Below are 20,839 nucleotides of genomic sequence, written 5' to 3'. Positions count from 1 at the left end.
GGTAGACGCGGCCTCAGAGCGTTCGGTAGACACGGATGGTCCCCTCCGCCGCCGTGCAGATCCTGCGCATATAGCCCTCCGCGCCGGCGCCGCCGTCTGTCTCGGTGGCCCGCAGGACCTCCTCGACGGCGACGTCCACGAGCTCGGCGATCGTGGCCTCCTCGGGCGCCCCGGCGCCGAGGAAGCCGGGCGGGGACTCGTGGAAGTACTGGTCGAAGAAGGTGCGCAGATCGGCGGGTTCGACGGCCTTGGCCGTGTCCCAGCAGATGCTTCCGCGCAGGTCGTACGGGAGCTGGCGCATGGTGGGCCCGTAGCCGAGGAGGACCAGGCGCGGCGCCTGGTCGCCCTTGACGGCCGCGTGCTCGTAGATGGCGAGGGACAGCTGTCCGATGAAGTCGAAGACGTCGGAGCTGGGGGCGAGTTTGTCGCACTCGTCCAGGACCAGCCAGAACCGGTCCTCGACGGCCGTCGCCCGGCCGACCACCCAGTGCACGGCCTCGTCGATCGACGGCAGCAGGTCGTTGAGCTCGGTGGGGTTGAGCGGTGAGACGCCCGCGCGGGGGTCGGAGACGAACTCCGCCAGCCGGCGCACGACCTTGTCCGCCGAGGAAGTCTCCGACAGGGTGACCCGGGCCGGGCGGAAGCCGTGGTGCTGACCGATGTGACGGATGAAGTTGTAGGTGTACGACCGGCCGCTGCCCGGCTCGCCGTCCACCAGCAGCACGGACTTCACGGGGTCGTCGACGAACTGCCGCAGCGTCTCCCGCAGGCCTTGGCGGTCGATGAAGACCTCGGCCCCGTCCTTGAGGACGAGGGTGCGGAAATTGTCCTGCGAGGCGTGGAGGCGGTAGTCCTCGCGGAGCCGGTCATGGAACTCGTGGGCCTTGGAGACGTCCGGGAGCACGGCGAGCCGGTCGACCTCCGACACGACCTCGATGAGCTTGAGCTGCCGCTGGATGTCTTTGCGTGAAGCTTGTACCAGTGCACGGGCGTTCTCCGCGCTGACCGAGGTGAGGCTGAGGGAGCCGACGAAGTCGCCCGAGAAGCCGTGGTTGACGAGCTGGGTGTGGGGGTCGACGGTGTCGAGCAGGTACTCCCGTACCCACATGGTGACGAGGTCCCATTCCGTATCGGCCAACGGCATGCCACACCTACCCAGCCGCCCTTGGGGAGCGAGAGATGTGCCGACTCCTACTTGTCATGCTTCCACCCGTTTTGCCCTCGTGCAAGGGGGTCGGAGTTCCGCTGGACGACCGCGCTGACCAGCGAATTCTCGGTCAGGCGCCCAGGGCTGCGGCGTCGTACGACTCCCGTCGCCTCCAGCGCGCCTCGGGGGCGTGTGCGAGGGGCGTCGGGCCGGCGTGGGGCGGCGGTCCGAAGGCCGGCAGAGCGAGCTCGGCGACGCGGGCGAACGGCATCTGGAGCGTTCACGGCGAGCCCAGCGGCGGCTCGCCCGGCGACGCGCACGCGAAGTCCCTGCCCGCGGCCTGTCGGCGCTCTGCGCGGTGCGCCGGGGCGCGGCGGGGGTACGGGAGGACGGCCGTCTCGGCGCCGTCCCCTGAGGGCGCCGGCAGCGGTACGGCGGCTTCCGGGAAGTACGCGTCGTAGCCCCCGCGGTCGGCCGGCGAGTGCGGGAGGCCCGCGTCCTCGCTCCGGGGCGACGTGTCGGATGAGCTCATGCCCGGATCGATACCCGAGGGGTGGGCGCCCCATCCGGCCCGGGCGCGACGCCACTCCGATGGCCGCGCGCAGGCCCGTTCAGGCGGTTGGGGCGGCGGTGGGGTTGAGGCGGCGGGGGTCCACGGAACTCATCCAGGCGACCCCGCCACGCCTGCTGGCGCCCCGTCACCGCCACTCGTCACAGATCACCGCCACTCGTCGCAGAGGAGACACACGCATGACCACCGGCCTCTCCCTCCACGTCGGACTCAACAAGGTCGACCCCGCCAAATACGGCGGCTGGGACGGCGAACTCGTCGCCTGCGAGAACGACGCCAACGACATGGCCCGGCTGGCCCGCGCGGCCGGCTTCAAGGACACGACCGTGCTGACCCGCGACGGCACCGTCGAGAACATCACCGCGGAGCTGCGCAAGGCCGCCGACAAGCTCGCCGACGGCGACATCTTGCTCTTCACCTACTCCGGGCACGGCGGCCAGGTGGTGAACCTGGACGGCGCGGAGGACGAGCCCGACGAGTTCGACGAGACGCTGGTCTTCTTCGACCGGGAGTTCCTCGACGACGAGCTGTACCGGGAGTTCGGGCGCTTCGCCGACGGCGTGCGGATCCTCGCCTTCCTGGACTGCTGCCACAGCGGAAGCGCCATCGAGGTCCGCGAGCTGCTGAGCCCGGAGGCGATGGAGCAGCAGTTCCAGACCCGCGAGCCCAGCGAGATCGAGAACACCTCGCGGCTGATGCCGGTGCTCAAGCAGCACGAGATCTACGAGCGGGACAAGGAGTTCTACCAGGGCCTCCAGCGCGAGCTGCGCCAGGAGAAGGGCCGCAAGGAGCCGGCGAGCGGGCTGCTGATCTCGGCCTGCCAGGACAATCAGCTCGCCTCCGACGGCCCGGTCAACGGAAAGTTCACCGAGACCCTGCTGGAGGTCTGGGACCGCGGCGCCTTCAAGGGCGGATACCGCGACTTCCACCGCGACATCCTGCGCCGCATGCCGGCCACCCAGAGCCCGAACTTCTACACGGCGGGCCGGCCCGGCGACGCGTTCCTGGGGCAGCGGCCCTTCACGGTCTGAGCCCGTCGGGCGTCCAGGAGCAGCCCGGACAAAAGGTGCGTGACAGTCACTCATTTGCCACACTGAAGTGGACGGCCGGGCCGCCGCAAGCGCCTCGCGCGCCCCTGCGGCCTCGGCCATCCGCAAGGTATTCCGGCGTCGATCCGAAGGCGGCGCGACCATGACCGCCGAGCCTTTCTTCTTGCAGCGCGTCGAGGACCTGGTGATGTTCCGGGTCGAGCCGGTCAACCTCGAACGCGACGGGACCCGGCTGGTGCGCGAAGATCCCGACGCCCCGGCGCTGTTGATATTTCATCTTCCGCCGCAGCACGTCAACGAGGACGCGGTCCTGCTCCAGGCGCTGTTCCTGCCCGACTTCTCGCTGGGCTTCGTCAGCGGCCTGAGCCGGCTGGTGTTCATGCTCCCGGACGGCGAGGACAGCATCGAGATCTCCTCGCAGGAGCTCCTGGACTGGAACCACCTGCAGTCCACGACCGTTCCCAACTTCGAGCCCGACCCGTTCACGGACAACGTCTTCGGCGGGACGCCGCGCACCTTGATCGAGTTTCCCACCCGTCTCTTCCTCGGCCTGGAGGGGACCGTCGAGTGGTCGTCGACGATGGCGCGCCCGGTGACCCTCGACGGGCGGACCGAGCTGTTCCACGCCGACCTGCACGGCGAGAACGGCGGCGAGGCGCTGCTGCGGGCGTTCGCCACACCCCAGAACCGCCCCTCCCGCGCCGGGCTGCGCCTTCCCCTCACCGACCACGATCTGGGCCAACTGGTCAAGCTCACCCACCATGTGGAGTTGATCGACGAGACCGGTCTCCCTGTCGCGGGCTTCGAGCGCCGGCCGCTGCGCGCGGAGCGGTTCGTCCTCACCCCGATCGGAGCGTCCGTGCGGATGGGCGGGCTCTGGAATCCGACGACGCAGACGAGCCTGACGGCCTACAACCACCGGGCCGAGCTCGGCCGCGACGAGTATGTGCAGGTCACCAGAGAAGGCTTCCTCAGCAGCGGGCACCGGGCGCTGCTGGTGCGGACCACGGAGCGGAAGTTCACGGATCCCGGCGACGACACCTCGGTCGCCTTCCTCCACCAGGAGACCTACGTCAACGTGCTCGAGCCCGAGGTGTTCTACGACCAGAACGCCGGCTTTCCCCGGGGCGGGCTGGAGATGCCGTTCCGCTCGCTGCGCGTCACCGAGACCTCCACGCCCCCGATCAACGACGGCGTCGGCCCCTTCTGGGTGACGCCGCAAGGAGCCGCCGATCCCTACCCGTTCACCGTCGTCGCCACCGACAGCGAGGGCCGGCACATCAGCTTCACCATGCCGATGATGTTCATACCGTTCGACAGGGCGCACGATCTGTCCGTCGCGGGCCTCTACAACAGCTTCGAGGACCGCAGACAGTTCCAGCTGGGAGGCCAGAAGGCGGCGCTCGCCCAGGCGCCTGTCGACGCCCCCGGCATCACCAGCATGCCGGTCGCCTCGGTCAAGCTCGTCATGACCAGGGCGTCGCAGCATCCGCTGGGCATGCTGCCCACGATGGAGAGCGCGTCGGTGCGGGTGCCCGCCGTGGAGCAGCTCACGGGGCTCGCGACCGAGAGCGCGGTCACCTTCCACGAGAACTATCTGGCGCAGGGATTCGACGGCGAGGACGCCGGGGCCTTCCTGTCGCTGGCCGAGCAGGTGCCGGTGGACTTCGGCGGGGGCAAGGGCGGCGGACTCGCCCGTCCGAACGCGGCGGTCCAGGCGATCACGGCCCGGGCGGGACTGCTCCCGAAGGAGTTCGCCGAAGCGAGCGCGGCCGTGCAGGGGATGGACACGGCCCAGCTGGCGGCGATCTTCGGCGATGCCAGACTGCTCGGCGTCATCAACCTCTTCGACCTCCTCGACGCCGTCCCGAGCGAGGCGATCCAGGAACTGGCCACGCTCACCGAAGACCAGATCATGGAGAGAATCGAGGGGCGCGTCCAGGAGCTGCTGCCCGTGCCGATCATGCGCGCCCGGGAGCTGGCCGAGGGCCGCGAGATCCGCTACCTGTGGAAGCCGCAGCTCAAGCGGGAGAAGGTGTCGCTCGACGGCGGCATCGGTTTCGCGACCATCGACATGACCCGTGCGGCGCTCGTCATGGAGGCGACGACGGTCTGCTCGCCGCAGGCCGTCGAGAAGTCGACCGTACGAGGCGAGCTGACCGGGTTCGCCCTGGAGTTCGCGGGGATCGTCGGCGTCGAGTTCGAGAAGCTCGCCTTCACGGCCCGGCCCGGCAGCCGCCCCGACCTCAGCGCCGACGGCCTATCGGTCAGGTTCGAGAGCGCCCTGGAGTTCGTCAACACCCTCAAGGACCTGCTGCCGACCGACGGCTTCGGCAAGGGCTCGTTCGTCGACGTCAGCCCGACCGGCATCACCGCCGGATACACGCTCGCCGTGCCCGCCGTGAGCGTCGGCATCTTCGCCCTGAGCAACGTCACGCTCACCGCCGCCCTCACGGTCCCCTTCGACGACCGCCCCGCCACCTTCCGCTTCTCCATATCCGAGCGGCACCAGCCCTTCAATCTGAGCGTCTCAATGTTCGGCGGAGGCGGTTTCTTCGCTCTGACGGTCAGCACCAAGGGCGTCGAACTGATCGAGGGATCCCTGGAGTTCGGCGGCAACGCCTCCCTGGACCTGGGCGTCGCCAGCGGCGGCGTCCATCTGATGGGCGGCGTCTACTTCGCGCTGGAGCGCGGCGGCGCGGTCACCCTCACCGGCTATGTGCGGTGCGGCGGCTATCTCTCGGTCCTGGGTCTGATCAGCATCAGCGTGGAGTTCCAGCTGAAGCTCACCTACGTCAAGGAGGGCAACGAGACCGCCGTGTTCGGCGAGGGCAGCGTCACCGTCAGCGTGAAGGTGGTGTTCTTCAGCAAGTCCGTCAGCCTCAGGCTCCAGCGCCGCTTCGCCGGGTCGGCTCCCGCTCCCAGGGGGTTCCTCGAGGCGACTGCCGGGGCGCAGTCCGACTTCGCCGCCTGCGTGGAGCCCGCCGACTGGGACGAGTACTGCCTCGCCTTCGCCCCCTAGGAGAGGTCCGGACAGAACGGGAGCCGGTTGTGACCTTCGGACAGACCATTCAGTGGGTCGTGCTGCCGGCCGGCCTGTCGCCCGACGGCGCCCAGGCCCGGATCTCCGTGTTCGTGGCGCCCAGACTCGAAGTCGACGACGCCGGGCCGCAGATCCTCGGCGAGTTCCCCGACTTCGACGACTGGCCCGCCCGGCTGGCCGCCGCCCAGTTCCTCCTCGAGACCACCGATCCCCAAGGCCTGCCCGTCGAGGCACCGGTCCCGCTCACCGTGGCCGGTCCGCCCGCGGACTCGGCCCTGTGGCAGCGGTTCTTCCCCGCCACGACACGCGTGGTCTCCCACAGGATCGACGACTACCGGGGCCGTACGGCGGTGGCCTATCCGGCCAGGCAGATAGCGGACTCGACCCGGGGGGCGTTCGCCGGCGCCGCGGCCGACTCCCCGGACGAACTGCCGACCGCCAGCCGCATGAGCCAGTTCGCCGGGTTCGCCGCCGCCGGAACCATGGCCGACCGGCTGAAGGGCATCGCGGCCGCCCTCCGCGAGGCCGACGCGGCGGACAACCCCGACGGGCTGTCGCAGCCCGACCTCACACCGCAGGACGCGTTCCTCGCCTTCCACCAGCAGGAACAGCAGCTCGCCTTCTTCGCCGGGCCCGGGCTGGCCCCGCCACCCCCTCCGCCCATACCGCCCGCGCCGCCGAGGCCCGAGCAGCCGGACATCGACTTCCACCAGATGCTCTCCGCCCTGGGCGACCACCCGGCGCTGCTGCGACGGCTCGGCCTGGTCGTCGACTTCACCGTGCCCGTCGGACAGCTCAAGCCCACCCGGGGCGAGCTGGGCCTCAGTCTCTCGATCCAGCTCGACCCGCTGCTGTCCCCCGAGGTCGCCGCCAACATCAGCCCCATCACGCTGTACGCGCTGGTGCCCGGCGAGGACTTCTGCGCGGCCGCCGACGGAAGCGACCCCCTCGGACCGCCGGCCCGAGGGCTGATCGAGCTGCCCGACGAGGAGTACTCCCTCCAGCAGGTCGACATCGACGGCGTGAACCTGAAGCTGCTGGCCGCGTCCGTGACGGCCGCGACGCCCGGCGACGGCTCGCCGGACGGGCCCGCGCCGGAGCGCAACGCGCCGCCGAGCGTACGGACCGCCGGCCTCTCGCTCGTGCGCGACGGCGTCGTGCAGAGCCTCCAGAACGACTTCCGCAGGGCGGGGGAGCACGACGCCGCCCTGCTCGGCGGAGACGGCCCGGTCGTCCTCACCGCGGAGGACCTGGTGCGGGGGCACCGGATCGACGTCTTCGACGACAGCCGGCAGCGGTGGTTCTCCCTTCACCAGCGGACCGTCCGCTACAACCCGCCGGACGGCGACGGCGAGCCGATCGCGACCGTCACGGACGAGGGCTTCTTCCAGGCCAGCCTGACCGAGCCCGACGGGCCCGCCTCGCGCGACGGGCAGGCCCCCCGCGTCCATGTGCACGAATACCTGGTGAGCTGGGACGGCTGGGCGCTGTCGGCGCCCCGCCCCGGCAAGGCGCTCGTGGACGAGCGGCAGATCGAGGAGGGCCCCGAGCCCGAGCCGCCCGGACCCCGGCGCATCGCCAACCGGGCCACGACCACGCTCCCGCTGCAGATCGAGGCGGAGGCCGTGCGGGGGACCCTGCCCCGCCTGCGGTTCGGCCGCTCGTACCGCGTCCGGGTCCGCACCGTCGACCTCGCGGGCAACGGGCCGACGCTCCAGGAGGCGGAACGCCTCCTGGACCAGGACGTGCTGGTGCTGCCCCCCGCCGGAGGGGAGCTCTTCCGCCGGTACGAGCCGGTGCCCGCGCCGGCTCTGATGCCGCGCTCGGCCTTCACCCACGGCGACTCGCTGCACCGCATGGTGATCCGCAGCACGGCCGAGCTGACCCCGCAGGAGTACGCGGACCTCTTCAACTTCTCGCCGCCGGTCATCGCCGGCGACCACCGGCCCTACCGGCCCGAGGACGACCGGCACCTGGTCGCCCCGAAGGCGTCGCTGGAGTGCGTCGAGCGGCACGGCAAGCTCGACGACGCCATCGCCTCCCAGGACCCGCAGGTGCGCAGGGCGTTCTACGAACTCGCCGTCCGCGAGAGCGGCACGCTCGACGACCCCTCGCTCCCGGGCGTGACGCTCGTCCCGCTGAGGGACGACGGCTCGTCGCAGAGCTATGTGGTGCACACGGGAGAGGGGATCGACATCCCGTACCTCCCCGACCCGCTCTCGCTGGGCGTGGTCTTCCACGATCTGCCGGGGATGGCGCCGGGGGAGCCGTTCGAGGTGCCGTGGGCGGGAACGGCCTGGCATGCGCCCCAGTCGCTGCGGCTGCGCATCGTCGAGGGCTCCGGGCCGCCCGTGCTGGACCCGGCCGCTCGCGTGCTGACCGTCGAGCTGCCCAAGGCGGCGGTGCACCTCGTACGGGTCAGCTCGAAGGCCGCGGTCGCCGAGAAGATCATGGGCATGCTGAAGTGGTGCCGGGACGCCCTCGACGACGACGAACGGTTCGAGAACGTGATGGGCGCGGCCCGGGCCAACCGGCACTGGATGCTCACGCCCTGGCACGAGCTCACGCTGGTGCACGCCGTCCAACGCCCCCTGACGGCACCGGCTCTGACGCTCTTCGACATCAACAGCCGCAGCATCGGCGACACCGGCGAGCATCTGGCCGGGCTCATCGAGCTGGACGCGCCCAGCACTGAGCGGATCGACCTGTTCGCGCACTGGAACGAGGAGATCGACGATCTGGGCGAGCCGGGACCGCGGTCGTCGCCGCGGGAGATGACGGCCCCCGTCTTCCGGCTGCCGCTGGCCCTCGCCGTCGAGTTCGCCGCCGACGTCGACATCCAGAACGTCCCCGCCACGCTCGACGGCAACGCGCTCTTCTTCAGCACCCCGGCCGCCGCCGCGGCAGCCCACGACTTCGGGAGGCAGCCGGCGACGCCCGAGATGCAGGAGTTCGGCGACACCAAGCACCGCCTCGTGCACTACGAGCCGGTGGCGACCACGCCGTTCGGCGACTGCTTCCCGCCCGAGTTCGCCGAACAGCCGGAGCGCGAGCTGCTGTCCGTGCGCGGCGCGCCGGTCGAGCACACCGTGCTCAGCAGCGCCAAGCCGGCCGCGCCGAAGGTGCTCGACTGCCTGCCCACGCTGGGCTTCGAGACCTCCGGCGGCCTGCCGGGCACGCTCGTGCGGCGCCGTGTCGGCGGAGGCCTGCGCATCTACCTGGCCCGGCCCTGGTACACCTCCGGCAACGGCGAGCTGCTGGCCGTGCTGCTCAACGAGGAGGGCGAGGAGCCGGCGGACCAGGCGCACCCGTTCATCACGCTGATGGGCCGCGACCCGATCAAGCTGTCCGCGCCCGTCGTCATTCCGACCGCCCAGAACTTCCCCGGCACCGACGTCGTCAAGTCCGCCCTCGTACTGCCGGACCCGAACGCCTTCTTCCCCGGCTTCACGGTCACGGCGGCCGGCTACACACCCCAGTTCGACCCCGCCAGCGGCCGCTGGTTCTGCGATCTGGACATCGACACGGGGGACGCCTACTTCCCCTTCGTACGCCTGGCGCTGGCACGGCTGCAGCCGCACTCGCTGGAGGGCGAGCATCTGTCCCCGATCGTGCACTCGGCCATGCTCAGGACGCTGCCTGAGCGGGTGCTCACCGTCGAGGGCTCGGACCCGCTCACGATCCAGCTGGCCGGGCCCAACTATGTGAGCGAGAGCATTCCGGCCATCGTGTCGGCGACCTTGCAGGTCCGCGACCCGGAACTCGCCGACGACGCCGTGGCCTGGTCGTTCCTGGACGACACCGAGGTCGCGCTGGAACCGGACGACTCCTTCAGCCACCGCCCCACCTACTTCGGCGAGATGTTCATGCCGTCTCCCCTGCCGGAGGGACAGCTGCGGCTCGTGGTGGTCGAGTTCTCGCAGCAGCACTCCGACCTGGCCGACAGCGAGACGTCCGGGCTGGGCAGCCGCGTCGTCTACAGCGACGTCGTGCCGCTGTGACCCGCCGACAGCGCTCTGTGAACGGGCCGCACGCGGCTGCGGCTGCGGCTGGACGGCCGGGTCGGCGGGTTCCCGCCGGGTCGGGCCGCCTGAGCACTGGTCCGGCGCCGCCCGGGCCGCCGGGCGCGAGCCCCTCCGATCGCGGGAGGCACCACCTCGGGGAGACCATGGCAGGGAGCGAGTGGGAGGTCGTATGTCCACCGAGCGCGCTGCCCCACTGATCTGGGACGCGATCGAGCGGTACTTCGTACTGCTCCAGGCCCACGCCTCCGCGGAGCGCATGCGGGCCGAGATCGTCACCGACGACTTCCGCACCGGCTTCGTCGGCGGGCTGATCTGGCAGGGCGAGCAGGGGCTGCGGGACTTCCTCGCCGCCCGCGCCGAGTTCTTCGACGAGTCCCACACCGTCGAGCAGATGTCCACGCCCGAGCGGCTGTCCGACGGCCGCTGGCTCGTGCACACCCGGCTCTCCTTCTCCCTGCGCCACCGGACCGAGGGAGCGCCGGCGAGCGACGCCTTCACCGGGAAGGCGTTCCACCTCTGGGAGTTCACCGAGGGGCAGGCGGCGGAGGACGGCCCGCTGGAAGGCGAGTGGCGGGTGGCGGCCCAGCTGGTCGAGGGCTTCGCCGCCCTCGACGAGAACGCCCGCCGGCTGTTCGCCGACCCCGCCTCCGGCCTCGACGCCGACGACGACTGACCCCGGAGGCCGTCCACGGTGCACATGCTGCTGCCGGTCCTCTTCGCGCTCTGCGCGGCGTCCAGCAACGCCGTCGCCACCGTCCTGCAGCGCAAGGCGGCCATGAGCGTCCCGCGCTCCGACGGCCTGCGCGCGGGGCTGCTGCTCGACCTGCTGCGCCGCCCCGTCTGGCTCGTCGGCATCCTCGCCGTCGTCCTCGCGGGCGTCTGCCAGGCCCTGGCGCTGGCGACCGGGCCGCTGACCGTCGTACAGCCCCTGTTCGTCCTCGAGCTCCCGCTCACCCTCCTGGTCGCCGCGCTGCTGCTGCGCCGGGGCCTGCCGCGCGTCGCCTGGGCGGCGGTGGCCTGCGTCGTGGTGGGCCTCGGCCTCGGTCTCGCCGCCGCGTCCCCGACCGGCAACCGCACCCATGTGCCATGGGACCGCTGGCTCCCCGCCCTGCTCGTCTGCCTCGGCGCGATCGTGACGCTCGCCCTGGTCGCCCGCAGCCGCTCCGAGGGCCGCGCCCGCGCGGCGTGCCTGGGCACGGCCACCGCCATCTGCTACGCCCTGACAGCCGCGCTGATGAAGGCGGCGATGCACATCCTCGACGACGAGGGCGTCGCCGCGTTCTTCGCGGCGTGGCAGACGTACGCCTTCGCGGCGGTCGGCGCGGGCGCGCTCTTCCTGCTCCAGCAGGCGATGCAGGCGGGCCCGCTGGTGGCCTCCCAGCCCGCGATCACCCTGGGCGACGCGCTGGTGAGCCTGACGCTCGGCATCGCCCTGTACGAGGAGCAGATCCGCACCGGCTGGTATGTGCTGCCTCAACTTCTCGCCGTCGCGCTGATCGCCCTGGGCGCCGTGGCGCTCGCCCGTATCCCGCTCACCCAGTCCATGGTCGCGCCGGACGAGTCCGAGGACCGCGCACGCGACCCGCGCCCCTGACGGGGCCATGGGCTCTGCGCACGAGCCCCCCTCGTCGCCTGTACAGCCGCTGTATAGCCGCCTCGGGAGAGAGAGCCGCTATAGGCCCTTCGAGAGACAAAGGGCGCGCATTCGGGTGTATTCCCGCCTCGCGTGCAACTGGGCGGGGCGCGGCGGACCTCCCCTCGTGCAGTGACGACACAGAGGAGGCCCCCATGGACGGCTGGCAGGTTTCTGCTCTCCCGCTGACGCAGCCGAGGAAGCCGATCGACTCCTACCGCTTCCCCGGCGCGTGGGGGTTCGACGAGCCCGAGGACTACCTTCTGCCCGCACCCGACCCGCGCCAGCGGCTGCCGTTCGCGCTCCCCGCCGAGGACCGGCGCCGACTCGATCTGCACGCCGTGCTGACCACCGCGGGCATCGCGCCCATGCCCGGCGACGCCAAAGCCATCGCCGTGCTCAGCGCACTGGACGACGCGACGGTCTCGGCCGTCCTGCGGTGGGTCGACAGCGCCCAGACCTAGCGGGCGCGCCCGGTCGGCGGCCGTCCCCGGGCAGGGATGCGCGCACGGTCATGTACGCCAGGCGCCCGCGAAGTCGATCTTGCCGGCCCACTCGGGGTGGTCGATGAGCGGATTGCGGTTGCCCTGCATCTCGGCTATCGCTGCGTTGCGGTGCCGTTCGTACTCGCCGATCGGCTCGTCCGCGTGCCAGTCGAGCAGAATGCCCAGGCGCTCCCGCTGGAGTTCGCGAGCCTCGTCGCCGATGACGCCGGGGTAGCGCAGCAGGAAGTACAGCGTCGCCCTGGCGACCGCTCCCTTGCCGGCCTCCGGCTCGAACTGGAGCGGCTCCCGACGGCCGCAGGCGTGCCGGACGACTTCCTCGCGGTCCGCGAAGTCGAAGTACGGGATGTTGCCGCGGAAGCTGTTGCACGTCGACTCGCAGGCGAACAGATGGTGCAGATCGCCGCGCATGGGCTCCTTCTTGGCGAACCAGGACTGGGGCACCACGTGCTCGCAGTTGAACGGCAGGGCCGCCTCCAGCGCGTCGTACTCGGCCTCGAGCGCGGCGGGGCCCGGCGCGCTCTCATGGAGCAGGAACTCCTGCCAGCGCCCGATCCGCGCCGCCTCCACGGCGGCGTCGGCCCGTATCAGCTCCTCGGGGTCGAAGGCCTTGCCGGAGTAGATGCTGCGCAGCCGCTCGTCCGGGTGCAGGTCGACCCAGGGGTAGACCAGCCGCATCGGCTTGTACGCGGGCTGGCGCTCGTGCGTGGCCGTCAGCAGCTCGGCGAGGGCGCGCCGCATGCCCTCGGGGCTGTCGGTGCGGATGTCCGCGTAGTACGAGTCCCGCGCGACCTGGTCCTGCGCCGCGTCGTAGTAGGGCCGGGACTTGGCGGCCGCGAGGTTCACCAGCGCGGCGGCCAGGTCGGTCGCGGCGGGGGACTGGCCGTCGATATGGCCGACGTCGGGCAGGGGCGTGGCCGTCGGCGCCTGTCCCGGCCTTTGCGCCTGGGCCTGGACCGCTTGGACCTGGAGCGCTGCCGGGTCGATGCTGACGCTGATGCGCAGCGGGACGGTCCACTGCATGGTTCCCGCGGGGGCGGCCGACTGCTGTACGCCCCCGTCGCCCACGGGCTGGGACTGCGGCCTGGCGCCGTTCGTGCCGCCCGCAGAGGCCGACGGCATCGAGGGCATGGAGGGCATCGACGGCGGAGGCGATCCCTCCACCGGGTGCAGCGCCGCTCCGGCCGCGAATATCTCCTCGCGGAGCGCGGCCGCCTGACCGGACAACGGGGCCTGGCGCAGCGCCCGCAGGACGCGGCTGATCCGTATCCCTTCGTTGGCCTTCCAGTCCAGCCGGTGCTCGCCCATGGACGGCTGCCATATGGACCCGTCTATGGCCAGCGGGTTGCCGTCCGCGTCGGTGCGGGGCACCCCGGCGTGGTGCAGGGCCACGACCTCCCACTGGTCGTTGAAGACGGGAGATCCCGAGGAGCCCGGCGCGGTGTCGGTCTCGTAGTGGAGGAACAGCTCCAGCAGGTCCACGACCGTGTTCTCGCGCAGCGCGAGCTGCTTGGGCTCGCCGTTGGGGTGCTGGACGATGTTGACGATCTCGCCGAGGATGACCTTGCCCTCGGCCTCCTTGAGGGGCAGCCGCCCGAAGGAGGAGGGCGGCTGCCCGTCCTGGGAGCGTTCGGCGACGGCGACCACCGTGAAGTCCAGGGGGCGATCGGTGACGAAGAACGTCTCCGGCTCCAGCGAGAAGACGACTGGAGTGAGCTGCTTTCCGTCCAGGCCCGCCTGGAAGTTGCATTCGACGACGCCATGGCTCGCATCGCCTGCGGAGCGCAGCACATGATTGTTCGTCATCAGAAGTCTGGGGGAGATCAGAAATCCGGTTCCGTGCCATGCCCCGCCGGAGTCCCGGACGGTTATCCGTCCTATCGAGCGGGACGCCAGAAAGCCGCCTTCGAGAAATCCCACCCCTATGAGGTCGTTGCGCCCCATGAGGCGTTCCAGCCCCAGCACATCCGCGCCGACGCTGCCTGGGTCGAGCTCCAGGCTGCTGCCCGCGCTGGCGGTCGCCGGCGTCTGCTCGATGGCTGTGGCCAGCGCCAGGTCGGCGCCGAGGCGGGCCAGTCGTTTGTTGACGCGGTCCGGAGAATCGGCGTACAGAATGCCGCGTTGGTCGAGCACCCGAAGGTTCCGGGCTCTCTCTCCGGCGCGCATCGCGTAGCGATTGCCCGCTTCCTCTATCTGTGCTAGATAGTCCGATTCCGCCTGCGTCATCTGCTGCACTGCCATGTCGGCCCGCCTCCTTGCGGCCTGTGTGCGCACCCGGGTTTCGCACCCCTATTCCTCCTCTTCCATTAGGGCACGAACCGTATGAATCCGCTCACCCGGGTGGAGCACTGACAGTGGTTCACCTTTCAATACTGGACTCCGGCAACAACTCGTACGGGAAGTCGCTGGGGAGGTCGGCGGGGAATTCGGTGAGGAAGTCGGACGGGAGGTCGGAGGGGACGTCGGCGGGAGACTCGTCCACCTGCTCCGACGGCCCATCGACGCCGTGGTCGACGTCGTAGCCGGCCATGAAGGCGACGGCCCCGGCGATCATCAGGCTGCCGAGGACGAGGACCACGCCGGTCGCCGCCAGCACCCGGCCGTGGCTCGGCGGAATGGCGGTGGCCCGGTCGGGGCGGCCCGCCGGGTACCGGATGACGACCGTGTCCCCGGGGGCGATCGTCGCCGGCCCGCCTGCCTCGTCGAAGCGGACCGGCAGGCCGTCGGGGCCGAAGAACTCATAGACGTGGTGGTGCGCGGTAGCGCCGCTGCCCTGCCTTCTGCGCGTCCCGGCATACGAGCTCAGACATCGCCCTGGAACGGCGACGCCGCTGTTCCAGGCCGCTCTGAGGCGGCGCATACGGACCACCGCCAGGGCCATGACGGCTACGCACCCGGCGGCGATCAGCCCCGGGACGATCAGTAATAAGCGGTCCATGGTCTCCTCGGCGGCGGTGAAGCCCGAGTACGTCCTCGGCGCGGCTGGACGATGACGACGCTAGGGCATGCGCACGGCCGGGAGCACCGGGAACGGTCCCACCGCCGCGAGAGCCGCCGCACAACTGACCGTCCACGCACGGGTCTTCCTCATGCTCTCGCCTCCCTGGGGCGGACCCGGGGCCCGTCAGGAAGGCGGGACGGCCTCGGCGCCTCGTCCGCGGCTCGCCGCCCGGTGGCGGAAGACATGACGGTACGTCTGCGGGGACACGGTCGTGACCCGCCGGAAGTGGTGCCGCAGATTGGCCGCCGTGCCGAAGCCCGTCCGCCCCGCGATGAGCTCCACCGGCTCCTCGGTCGTCTCCAGCAACTCCTGTGCCAGCCGCACCCGTTGCTGGAGCAGCCACTGCAGAGGTGTGGTCCCCAGCGTGTCGCGGAAGCGGCGGGCGAAGGTGCGCTCGCTCAGCCGGGCCACGCGCGCCAGCTGCGGGACGGTCAGCGCCTCGTGCAGATGCTCGCGCGCGAAGTGCAGCACCGGCTCGAGGCCGTCGTCCTCCTCGGGCCGCACCAGAGGAGTGACGTACTGCGTCTGACCGCCCTCCCGGTGCGGCGGCACCACCATCCGGCGGGCCACCTCGTTGGCCACCGCCGAGCCGTGGTCGCGGCGCACCAGATGCAGACAGAGGTCGATCGCGGCCCCGCTGCCGGCCGAGGTCAGGACCGCGCCGTCGTCGGTGTAGAGCGCGGACGGGGTGAAGCCGACCTCGGGGAAGCGGTCGGCGAAGTCCCCGATGTTCATCCAGTGCGTCGTGGCGGGCCGGCCCGCCAGCAGCCCGGCGTGGGCCAGGATGTACGCGCCGCTGCACAGCGAGACGATCCGGCGGCCCTTCTCGTAGGCCGCGCGCACCGCGTCCAGCAGCGGCTGCGGCGGCGCGATCTGCGCGCGGCGGGTGCACGCGGCCACGATCACGGTGTCCGCTTCGACCAGATCGTCCAGGCCGTACGGAGTGTCGACCGTCAGCCCCGTCGCCGTGCGCAGCGGGCCGGGCTCCGCCGCGCACAGGCGCAGCTCGTACCAGGGCGCGACGATGTCGCTGCGGTCGACGCCGAAGACCTCGCAGGGGATGGCCAGTTCGAACGTGGGGGTCGCGTCCATGACGGCGAGGCCCACGATGTGTGGGTCCGACTGGGTGCTCCGACTCATGGCAGAAATTTATCGCATCATGGCGATTCTGCCGATGGTCCATAGAGGGCCAGGTCAGACAGGGTTTCCGTCATGACCAACGACAACGCCCGGCCGCCTCGCGGCCGTCTCAGCGCCGCCCAGGGCACCGCGCTGTACGTCGGCGCGGTGCTGGGCACCGGCGTCATCACCTTCCCCGCGCTCGCCGCCGAGGCGGCCGGCCCCGCCTCCCTGCTGGCCTGGCTCGGCCTGGTCGTCCTGTCCGCGCCGCTCGCCGCGACCTTCGCCGCGCTCGGCGCCCGGTACCCGGACGCCGGGGGCGTCTCGACGTACGCGCGGCTGGCGTTCGGCGAGCGCACCGCCGCCGTGGTCGGCTGGTGCTTCTACTGCGCGGTGCCGCCGGGCGCGAGCGCCGCGGCGCTGTTCGGCGGGGCGTACGTCTCGTCCGCCCTGGGCGGCGGCGGCACGACCACCGCCGTGACGGCGGTGGGGCTGATGGCCGTCGTCACCGTCTCCAACGCCGTGGGCGTCCATCTGACGGGGCGGATCCAGCTCGCGCTCTCGGCGCTGCTCGTCCTCCTGCTGCTCGTCGCGGTCGGGCTGTCCCTGCCCGACGCGCGGAGCGAGAACCTCCAGCCCTTCGCGCCGCACGGCTGGACGGCGATCGGCGGGGCGTCGGTCCTGCTGGTGTGGAGCTTCGCCGGATGGGAGGCGATCACGCACCTGGCGGCGGAGTTCCGCGACCCGAAGCGCGATCTGCCGCGGGCGGCCGGAGCGGCCGTCGTGATCGTCGGAGTGCTCTACCTCGCCGTCGCCTTCGCCGTCGTCGCCGTCCTTGGATCCTCGGCGGCGGACACCGACGCGCCGCTGGGCGACCTGATGGCCCGAGGGCTGGGCGGCAACGCCCGCCTGCTGGCCGCCGGCGCGGCCATCCTGCTGACCCTGGGCACTATGAACGCCTACTACGCGGGCGCGGCCAAACTCGGCGCGGCCCTCGGACGCGACGGCTCGCTGCCGGCCTGGCTGACCCGGGGCAGCGTGGCCGGCGAGACGCCCCGCCGCAGCCTCGGCATCGTCGCGGGCATGGCCTTCGCGGTGCTGCTCGTCATGATCACGACCGGTGCCGGCGTGGAGAACCTGGTGCTGCTGGCCAACGGCTCGTTCGTCACGGTGTACGCGATCGGGGTCGCCGCCGCCGTACGGCTGCTGCCTCGCCGCAGCAAGGGACGGGCCGCCGCGTTCGCGGCACTGATCGCGGTCCTGGCCCTGCTCGCCCTCAGCGGCCGCTACCTGGTCTGGCCGCTGGCGGTGGCCGGCGCCGCGCTGCTCCATCTGCGGCTCAGCGAACGCCGCCGGGCGAAGCGGGCGCGGGCGGAGATGGACGCGCCTGCGGTCAGCGAGGTCCTCGACGTCCGTGCGGCGGGGCCGGATCCGTCGGCGGCTGCTGCACCGTGCCCGGCGGGCGCTTCGGCGCCAGGGACGCCGGCGGCGCCGTAGCCGAGTCCGACTCCGACGGCAGGGATGGTTCTGGCGCCGGGGCCGCCGCGTCCGCGACGACCCGCGCCGCCTCGGCCACGGCCTTCAGCGCACGCGGGTCGTCCGACGGCCGGAGGCGGCCGATCGCCGGGTCGAACCACGTCCCGACGACGCTCGCGTGATCCGCGTCCAGCTCCCGCAGCTCCACCGGCCACCGGCGCTCCCGCAGTGCGGCGCACAGCTCGTGAGCGCTGCGGCCGTCGACCATCGTGTCGGCCGTCCCGTGCAGCAGTCGGACCGGAACCGGCGAGGCGACCGTCGCGGCCAGATCGTCCAGCGGGGCGGACCCGGTCGTGCGGGCCGGCCGGTCGTACGCCCCGGCGACGCCGATCGCCGCGGCGGGCCGCCAGCTGCCCGTCAGGTCGGGGCGCAGGGCGAGGCCGATCGCCGCGCCCGCTCCGGCCGACCAGCCCGCCAGGACGATACGCAGCGGATCCCCGCCGTGCGCCGAGGCGTTGTCCCGTACGTACCGGAGCGAGGCCAGCAGCTGGGAGCGGCCCGCGTCGACGGCGTCCGAGCGCCAGTCGGGCACGAAGACCGCCGTGCCGTGCGCGGCCGTCTGACGCGCCAGCGCGGCCATGACGTCCCGCTCGTCGGGGCCGACGCCGTGCCAGAGCAGCACGCACCCCATGGGCGCATGCTGTTCGCCTCCGGCGGGACGGTACACGTCGAGCAGCTTGCTCTCCCCGCTGCCGCCGTCCACGACGTCGTACGGCATGGTGCGCTTGTCGACCGCCTGCATTCGCCACCCCCAAAGGCTCCTGATGGAGCGTAACGAAGCGCGCTCTGGGCGGTATGAGGGGGAGTCATCTTTTGTCGCTACCGCACAGTTTCCAGTCGGTGGATCAGTGGGCCCGCAGGAGCGTGAGGACGGCCAAGAGCTGGCAGTGTCTCCAGTGTACGAAGTGGATCTAGCTCGGAAGCGACAGCTGGGTTCTTGTTGGCTTCCTACTGTTTGGAGGAAACGGGATGGGCAACTGCACCGACGTGCTCGTGACGGGCCTGGGCGCCGTGACGCCGCTCGGCGTCGACGCGGAGGCGACGTGGTCGGGGCTGCTGGCCGGCCGGTCGGGTGTGGCGCTGCTGGAGGAGGAGTGGGCGGCCGAGCTGCCGGTCCGCATCGCCGCCGGCCTCCCCGTCGACCCGGCCTCGCTGCTCGGCCGCGTGGAGGCCAGGAAGCTGGACCGCTGCGAGCAGGTCGCGATGGTCGCCGCCCGCGAAGCCTGGGAGGACGCGGGCGCGCCGGACGTGGCGCCCGAGCGGCTCGCCGTCGTCATCGGCACCGGCACCGGCGGCGTCCTCACCACGCTCGCCCAGGACGACCTGTACGAGAGGTCAGGCGCCCGCCGTCTCTCCCCGTACGCCGTGCCGATGCTGATGCCCAACGGCCCCGCGGCCTGGGTGAGCATGGAGCTGGGCGCGCAAGGCGGCGCCAGGACCCCGGTGAGCGCCTGCGCCTCGGGGGCCGAGGCCATCGCCATGGGGCTCGACCTGATCCGCGCCGGGCGCGCGGACGTCGTCGTCGCCGGCGGGGCGGAGGCGTGTCTGCACCCGTTCACCATCTCGGCGTTCGCGCAGATGAAGGCCCTCTCCACGCGGACGGAGGACCCGCGCTCGGTGTCCCGTCCCTTCGACGTGGACCGCAGCGGCTTCGTCATGGCCGAGGGCGCGGGCCTGGTGGTCCTGGAACGGGCGGAGTTCGCCCGCGCTCGCACGGCCCGCGCCTACGGAGCGCTGGCCGGGGCCGCGGTGACGTCCAGCGCGCACCACATCACGGCGTCCGACGCGGACGGCCAAGTCCTCGCCGTCCAGAGCGCGCTGCGCTCCGCGGACCTGGGCCCGCAGGACGTCGACCACGTCTACGCGCACGCCACGTCCACCGAGTCCGGGGACCTGGCCGAGGCGGAGGCGATCGCCCGAGCGGTCGGCGACCACGCCGCGGTCACGGCGACGAAGTCCATGACCGGCCACATGCTGGGCGCGTCCGGCGCGGTGGCCGCGCTCGCCGCGCTGCTCACGCTGAGGGACGGGGTGCTGCCCGCGACCCGCAACCTCGACAAGCTCGACCCGAGGGCCCATGTCGACGTGGTCCACGGCGAGAACCGCGCCGGCGCCTGGTCGGCGGGGCTGGTCAACTCCTTCGGCTTCGGCGGGCACAACGTCAGCCTGCTGTTCACGACGGCGCGTTGACCCAGACGGACGCGGGCGGCGACGGCCCGCCGCTCACGCCCCGCGCTTCCCGAGGGTCTCGACAGCCGCGATCACCCGGTCCCAGAACAGGTCGGGCTCAAGAGCGAGGGCGACCTGGGCGTTCACGGGCCGGTCCAGATACCGGTGCAGGTCGACCACCGTCGCGCCGCGCGTGTGCTGTCCGCGCAGTTCGACCGCCACGCTCGCCTCGACGCAGTGCACGATCGCCGGGTCGATGACCCGGGCCACCGCGACGGGGTCGTGCACGGGCGGCGAGGCGAAGCCCCACAGCTGCTCGTACGTGGCGGCGAAGAAGGTCAGCAGCTCGACGACTGTGCGGCCGAGCTCGGTGCCGAGGGCCTCGAGCCGAGCCAGGACCTCGGGCGTGGCGAGGGCCTGGTGGGTGACGTTGAGCCCGCACATGGTGACCGGGACCCCGCTGCGGAAGACGATGTCCGCGGCCTCGGGGTCGACGTACACGTTGAACTCCGCGGCAGGGGTCCGGTTGCCGCGCTCGGTGGAGCCGCCCATGAGCACGATCTCCCGGATGCGGCCGGCGCTCTCGGGGTAGCGCGTCAGCAGCAGGGCGATATTGGTCAGCGGCGCCGTCGGGACGAGCGTGACCGGTTCCGGATGCTCGGTCAGGATCCGGTGCATCAGGTCCACGGCGTGCTCCGGGACCACGTCCACGGTCGGCGTCGCGAACCGCGGTCCGTCCATGCCGGAGGCGCCGTGCACGTCGTCCGCCACCTTCAGGGGCTGTACGAGCGGCTGCGCGCACCCGGCCGCGATGGGCACGTCGGCGATGCCGGCGACGGTGCAGATCCGGCGCGCGTTGAGCGTGGTCTTCTCGACCGTCTGGTTGCCGGCGACCGTCGTGATCGCGAGAAGGTCGACTGCGGGGTCGCCGGCGGCGAGGAGGATGGCGACCGCGTCGTCGTGCCCGGGGTCGCAGTCGATGATGATCGGGACGGGCACAGCGCACCTCGGCGTCCGAACGGCAGCGGGCAGGGCCCTCATTC

The 20,839-nt window shown here is 71.9% G+C and carries 16 protein-coding genes; 8 read left to right on the top strand and 8 right to left on the bottom strand.

Annotated features, from left to right (window positions below):
• Window positions 1–13 precede the first annotated feature (13 nt).
• The 3 genes from AB0M39_RS30155 to AB0M39_RS30145 form a co-directional block, all read right to left on the bottom strand.
• Window positions 14–1,144, bottom strand: coding sequence for a hypothetical protein (locus AB0M39_RS30155; RefSeq protein ID WP_365369126.1), 1,131 nt, complete (start codon window positions 1,142–1,144; stop codon window positions 14–16).
• 133 nt (window positions 1,145–1,277) lie between these two features.
• Window positions 1,278–1,418: a hypothetical protein gene (locus AB0M39_RS30150; RefSeq protein WP_365369125.1), complete on the bottom strand. Its 141-nt coding sequence runs from the start codon at window positions 1,416–1,418 to the stop codon at window positions 1,278–1,280.
• A 9-nt stretch (window positions 1,419–1,427) separates the two neighbouring features.
• Complete coding sequence (locus AB0M39_RS30145; RefSeq protein ID WP_365369124.1) at window positions 1,428–1,679, bottom strand: hypothetical protein; 252 nt, start codon at window positions 1,677–1,679, stop codon at window positions 1,428–1,430.
• Between the two features lie 218 nt (window positions 1,680–1,897).
• Here AB0M39_RS30145 and AB0M39_RS30140 point away from each other — a divergent pair, with 218 nt between their 5' ends.
• The 6 genes from AB0M39_RS30140 (at window position 1,898) to AB0M39_RS30115 (ending at window position 11,932) form a co-directional block, all read left to right on the top strand.
• A complete protein-coding gene (locus AB0M39_RS30140; protein WP_365369123.1) occupies window positions 1,898–2,749 on the top strand; it encodes a caspase family protein in 852 nt (283 codons plus the stop codon).
• Window positions 2,750–2,909: 160 nt separating this feature from the next.
• A complete protein-coding gene (locus AB0M39_RS30135; protein WP_365369122.1) occupies window positions 2,910–5,789 on the top strand; it encodes a hypothetical protein in 2,880 nt (959 codons plus the stop codon).
• A 29-nt stretch (window positions 5,790–5,818) separates the two neighbouring features.
• Window positions 5,819–9,811, top strand: coding sequence for a hypothetical protein (locus tag AB0M39_RS30130; protein WP_365369121.1), 3,993 nt, complete (start codon window positions 5,819–5,821; stop codon window positions 9,809–9,811).
• 193 nt (window positions 9,812–10,004) lie between these two features.
• Window positions 10,005–10,508: a hypothetical protein gene (locus AB0M39_RS30125; RefSeq protein ID WP_365369120.1), complete on the top strand. Its 504-nt coding sequence runs from the start codon at window positions 10,005–10,007 to the stop codon at window positions 10,506–10,508.
• Between the two features lie 24 nt (window positions 10,509–10,532).
• Window positions 10,533–11,429, top strand: a complete 897-nt coding sequence (locus tag AB0M39_RS30120) for a DMT family transporter (protein ID WP_365369119.1) — start codon at window positions 10,533–10,535, stop codon at window positions 11,427–11,429.
• A 194-nt stretch (window positions 11,430–11,623) separates the two neighbouring features.
• Window positions 11,624–11,932 carry a hypothetical protein gene (locus AB0M39_RS30115; protein ID WP_365369118.1) on the top strand — a complete coding sequence of 103 codons (309 nt, stop codon included), beginning with the start codon at window positions 11,624–11,626 and terminating at the stop codon, window positions 11,930–11,932.
• A 48-nt stretch (window positions 11,933–11,980) separates the two neighbouring features.
• Here the strand turns inward: AB0M39_RS30115 and AB0M39_RS30110 are convergent, their stop codons facing one another.
• The 3 genes from AB0M39_RS30110 to AB0M39_RS30100 all read right to left on the bottom strand — a co-directional run bounded on the left by AB0M39_RS30110 (window position 11,981) and on the right by AB0M39_RS30100 (window position 16,112).
• Entirely contained in the window at window positions 11,981–14,212 is a 2,232-nt protein-coding gene (locus tag AB0M39_RS30110; RefSeq protein ID WP_365369117.1) for an endonuclease, read from the bottom strand.
• Between the two features lie 118 nt (window positions 14,213–14,330).
• Window positions 14,331–14,909 (bottom strand): DUF3592 domain-containing protein, encoded by a 579-nt coding sequence (locus tag AB0M39_RS30105; RefSeq protein ID WP_365369116.1) that lies wholly within the window; start codon window positions 14,907–14,909, stop codon window positions 14,331–14,333.
• 186 nt (window positions 14,910–15,095) lie between these two features.
• The gene (locus AB0M39_RS30100; RefSeq protein ID WP_365369115.1) at window positions 15,096–16,112 is read right to left on the bottom strand and encodes a helix-turn-helix domain-containing protein; all 1,017 of its coding nucleotides are present in this window, start codon (window positions 16,110–16,112) and stop codon (window positions 15,096–15,098) included.
• Between the two features lie 72 nt (window positions 16,113–16,184).
• Between AB0M39_RS30100 and AB0M39_RS30095 the strand changes: the two genes are divergently transcribed.
• Window positions 16,185–17,588 carry an amino acid permease gene (locus AB0M39_RS30095; RefSeq protein ID WP_365369114.1) on the top strand — a complete coding sequence of 468 codons (1,404 nt, stop codon included), beginning with the start codon at window positions 16,185–16,187 and terminating at the stop codon, window positions 17,586–17,588.
• Here the strand turns inward: AB0M39_RS30095 and AB0M39_RS30090 are convergent.
• A complete protein-coding gene (locus AB0M39_RS30090; RefSeq protein ID WP_365369113.1) occupies window positions 17,485–18,369 on the bottom strand; it encodes a carboxylesterase family protein in 885 nt (294 codons plus the stop codon). The genes AB0M39_RS30095 and AB0M39_RS30090 overlap by 104 nt on opposite strands.
• 227 nt (window positions 18,370–18,596) lie before the next feature.
• On the opposite strand from AB0M39_RS30090, the gene AB0M39_RS30085 reads away from it, so the two are divergent.
• On the top strand, window positions 18,597–19,817 hold the full coding sequence (locus tag AB0M39_RS30085) for a beta-ketoacyl-[acyl-carrier-protein] synthase family protein (RefSeq protein ID WP_365369112.1): 1,221 nt from the start codon (window positions 18,597–18,599) through the stop codon (window positions 19,815–19,817).
• A 33-nt stretch (window positions 19,818–19,850) separates the two neighbouring features.
• Here the strand turns inward: AB0M39_RS30085 and AB0M39_RS30080 are convergent, their stop codons facing one another.
• Window positions 19,851–20,795, bottom strand: a complete 945-nt coding sequence (locus AB0M39_RS30080) for a nucleoside hydrolase (RefSeq protein WP_365369111.1) — start codon at window positions 20,793–20,795, stop codon at window positions 19,851–19,853.
• Window positions 20,796–20,839: the final 44 nt, after the last annotated feature.

It is taken from the genome of Streptomyces sp. NPDC051907, from assembly GCF_040681075.1.
Lineage (GTDB): Bacteria > Actinomycetota > Actinomycetes > Streptomycetales > Streptomycetaceae > Streptomyces.
Note: the sequence above shows the minus strand (reverse complement) of the source record. Positions and strands in the feature narration are given on the sequence as shown.

What these genes read in the sequence shown, in the direction of transcription:
- AB0M39_RS30155 (WP_365369126.1), bottom strand. Translation starts at nt 1,144, where the DNA reads ATGCCGTTGGCCGATACGGAATGGGACCTCGTCACCATGTGGGTACGG.
- AB0M39_RS30095 (WP_365369114.1), top strand. Translation starts at nt 16,185, where the DNA reads ATGACCAACGACAACGCCCGGCCGCCTCGCGGCCGTCTCAGCGCCGCC.
- AB0M39_RS30100 (WP_365369115.1), bottom strand. Translation starts at nt 16,112, where the DNA reads ATGAGTCGGAGCACCCAGTCGGACCCACACATCGTGGGCCTCGCCGTC.
- AB0M39_RS30085 (WP_365369112.1), top strand. Translation starts at nt 18,597, where the DNA reads ATGGGCAACTGCACCGACGTGCTCGTGACGGGCCTGGGCGCCGTGACG.
- AB0M39_RS30140 (WP_365369123.1), top strand. Translation starts at nt 1,898, where the DNA reads ATGACCACCGGCCTCTCCCTCCACGTCGGACTCAACAAGGTCGACCCC.
- AB0M39_RS30090 (WP_365369113.1), bottom strand. Translation starts at nt 18,369, where the DNA reads ATGCAGGCGGTCGACAAGCGCACCATGCCGTACGACGTCGTGGACGGC.
- AB0M39_RS30150 (WP_365369125.1), bottom strand. Translation starts at nt 1,418, where the DNA reads ATGCCGTTCGCCCGCGTCGCCGAGCTCGCTCTGCCGGCCTTCGGACCG.
- AB0M39_RS30125 (WP_365369120.1), top strand. Translation starts at nt 10,005, where the DNA reads ATGTCCACCGAGCGCGCTGCCCCACTGATCTGGGACGCGATCGAGCGG.
- AB0M39_RS30135 (WP_365369122.1), top strand. Translation starts at nt 2,910, where the DNA reads ATGACCGCCGAGCCTTTCTTCTTGCAGCGCGTCGAGGACCTGGTGATG.
- AB0M39_RS30120 (WP_365369119.1), top strand. Translation starts at nt 10,533, where the DNA reads ATGCTGCTGCCGGTCCTCTTCGCGCTCTGCGCGGCGTCCAGCAACGCC.
- AB0M39_RS30115 (WP_365369118.1), top strand. Translation starts at nt 11,624, where the DNA reads ATGGACGGCTGGCAGGTTTCTGCTCTCCCGCTGACGCAGCCGAGGAAG.
- AB0M39_RS30145 (WP_365369124.1), bottom strand. Translation starts at nt 1,679, where the DNA reads ATGAGCTCATCCGACACGTCGCCCCGGAGCGAGGACGCGGGCCTCCCG.
- AB0M39_RS30105 (WP_365369116.1), bottom strand. Translation starts at nt 14,909, where the DNA reads ATGGACCGCTTATTACTGATCGTCCCGGGGCTGATCGCCGCCGGGTGC.
- AB0M39_RS30110 (WP_365369117.1), bottom strand. Translation starts at nt 14,212, where the DNA reads ATGGCAGTGCAGCAGATGACGCAGGCGGAATCGGACTATCTAGCACAG.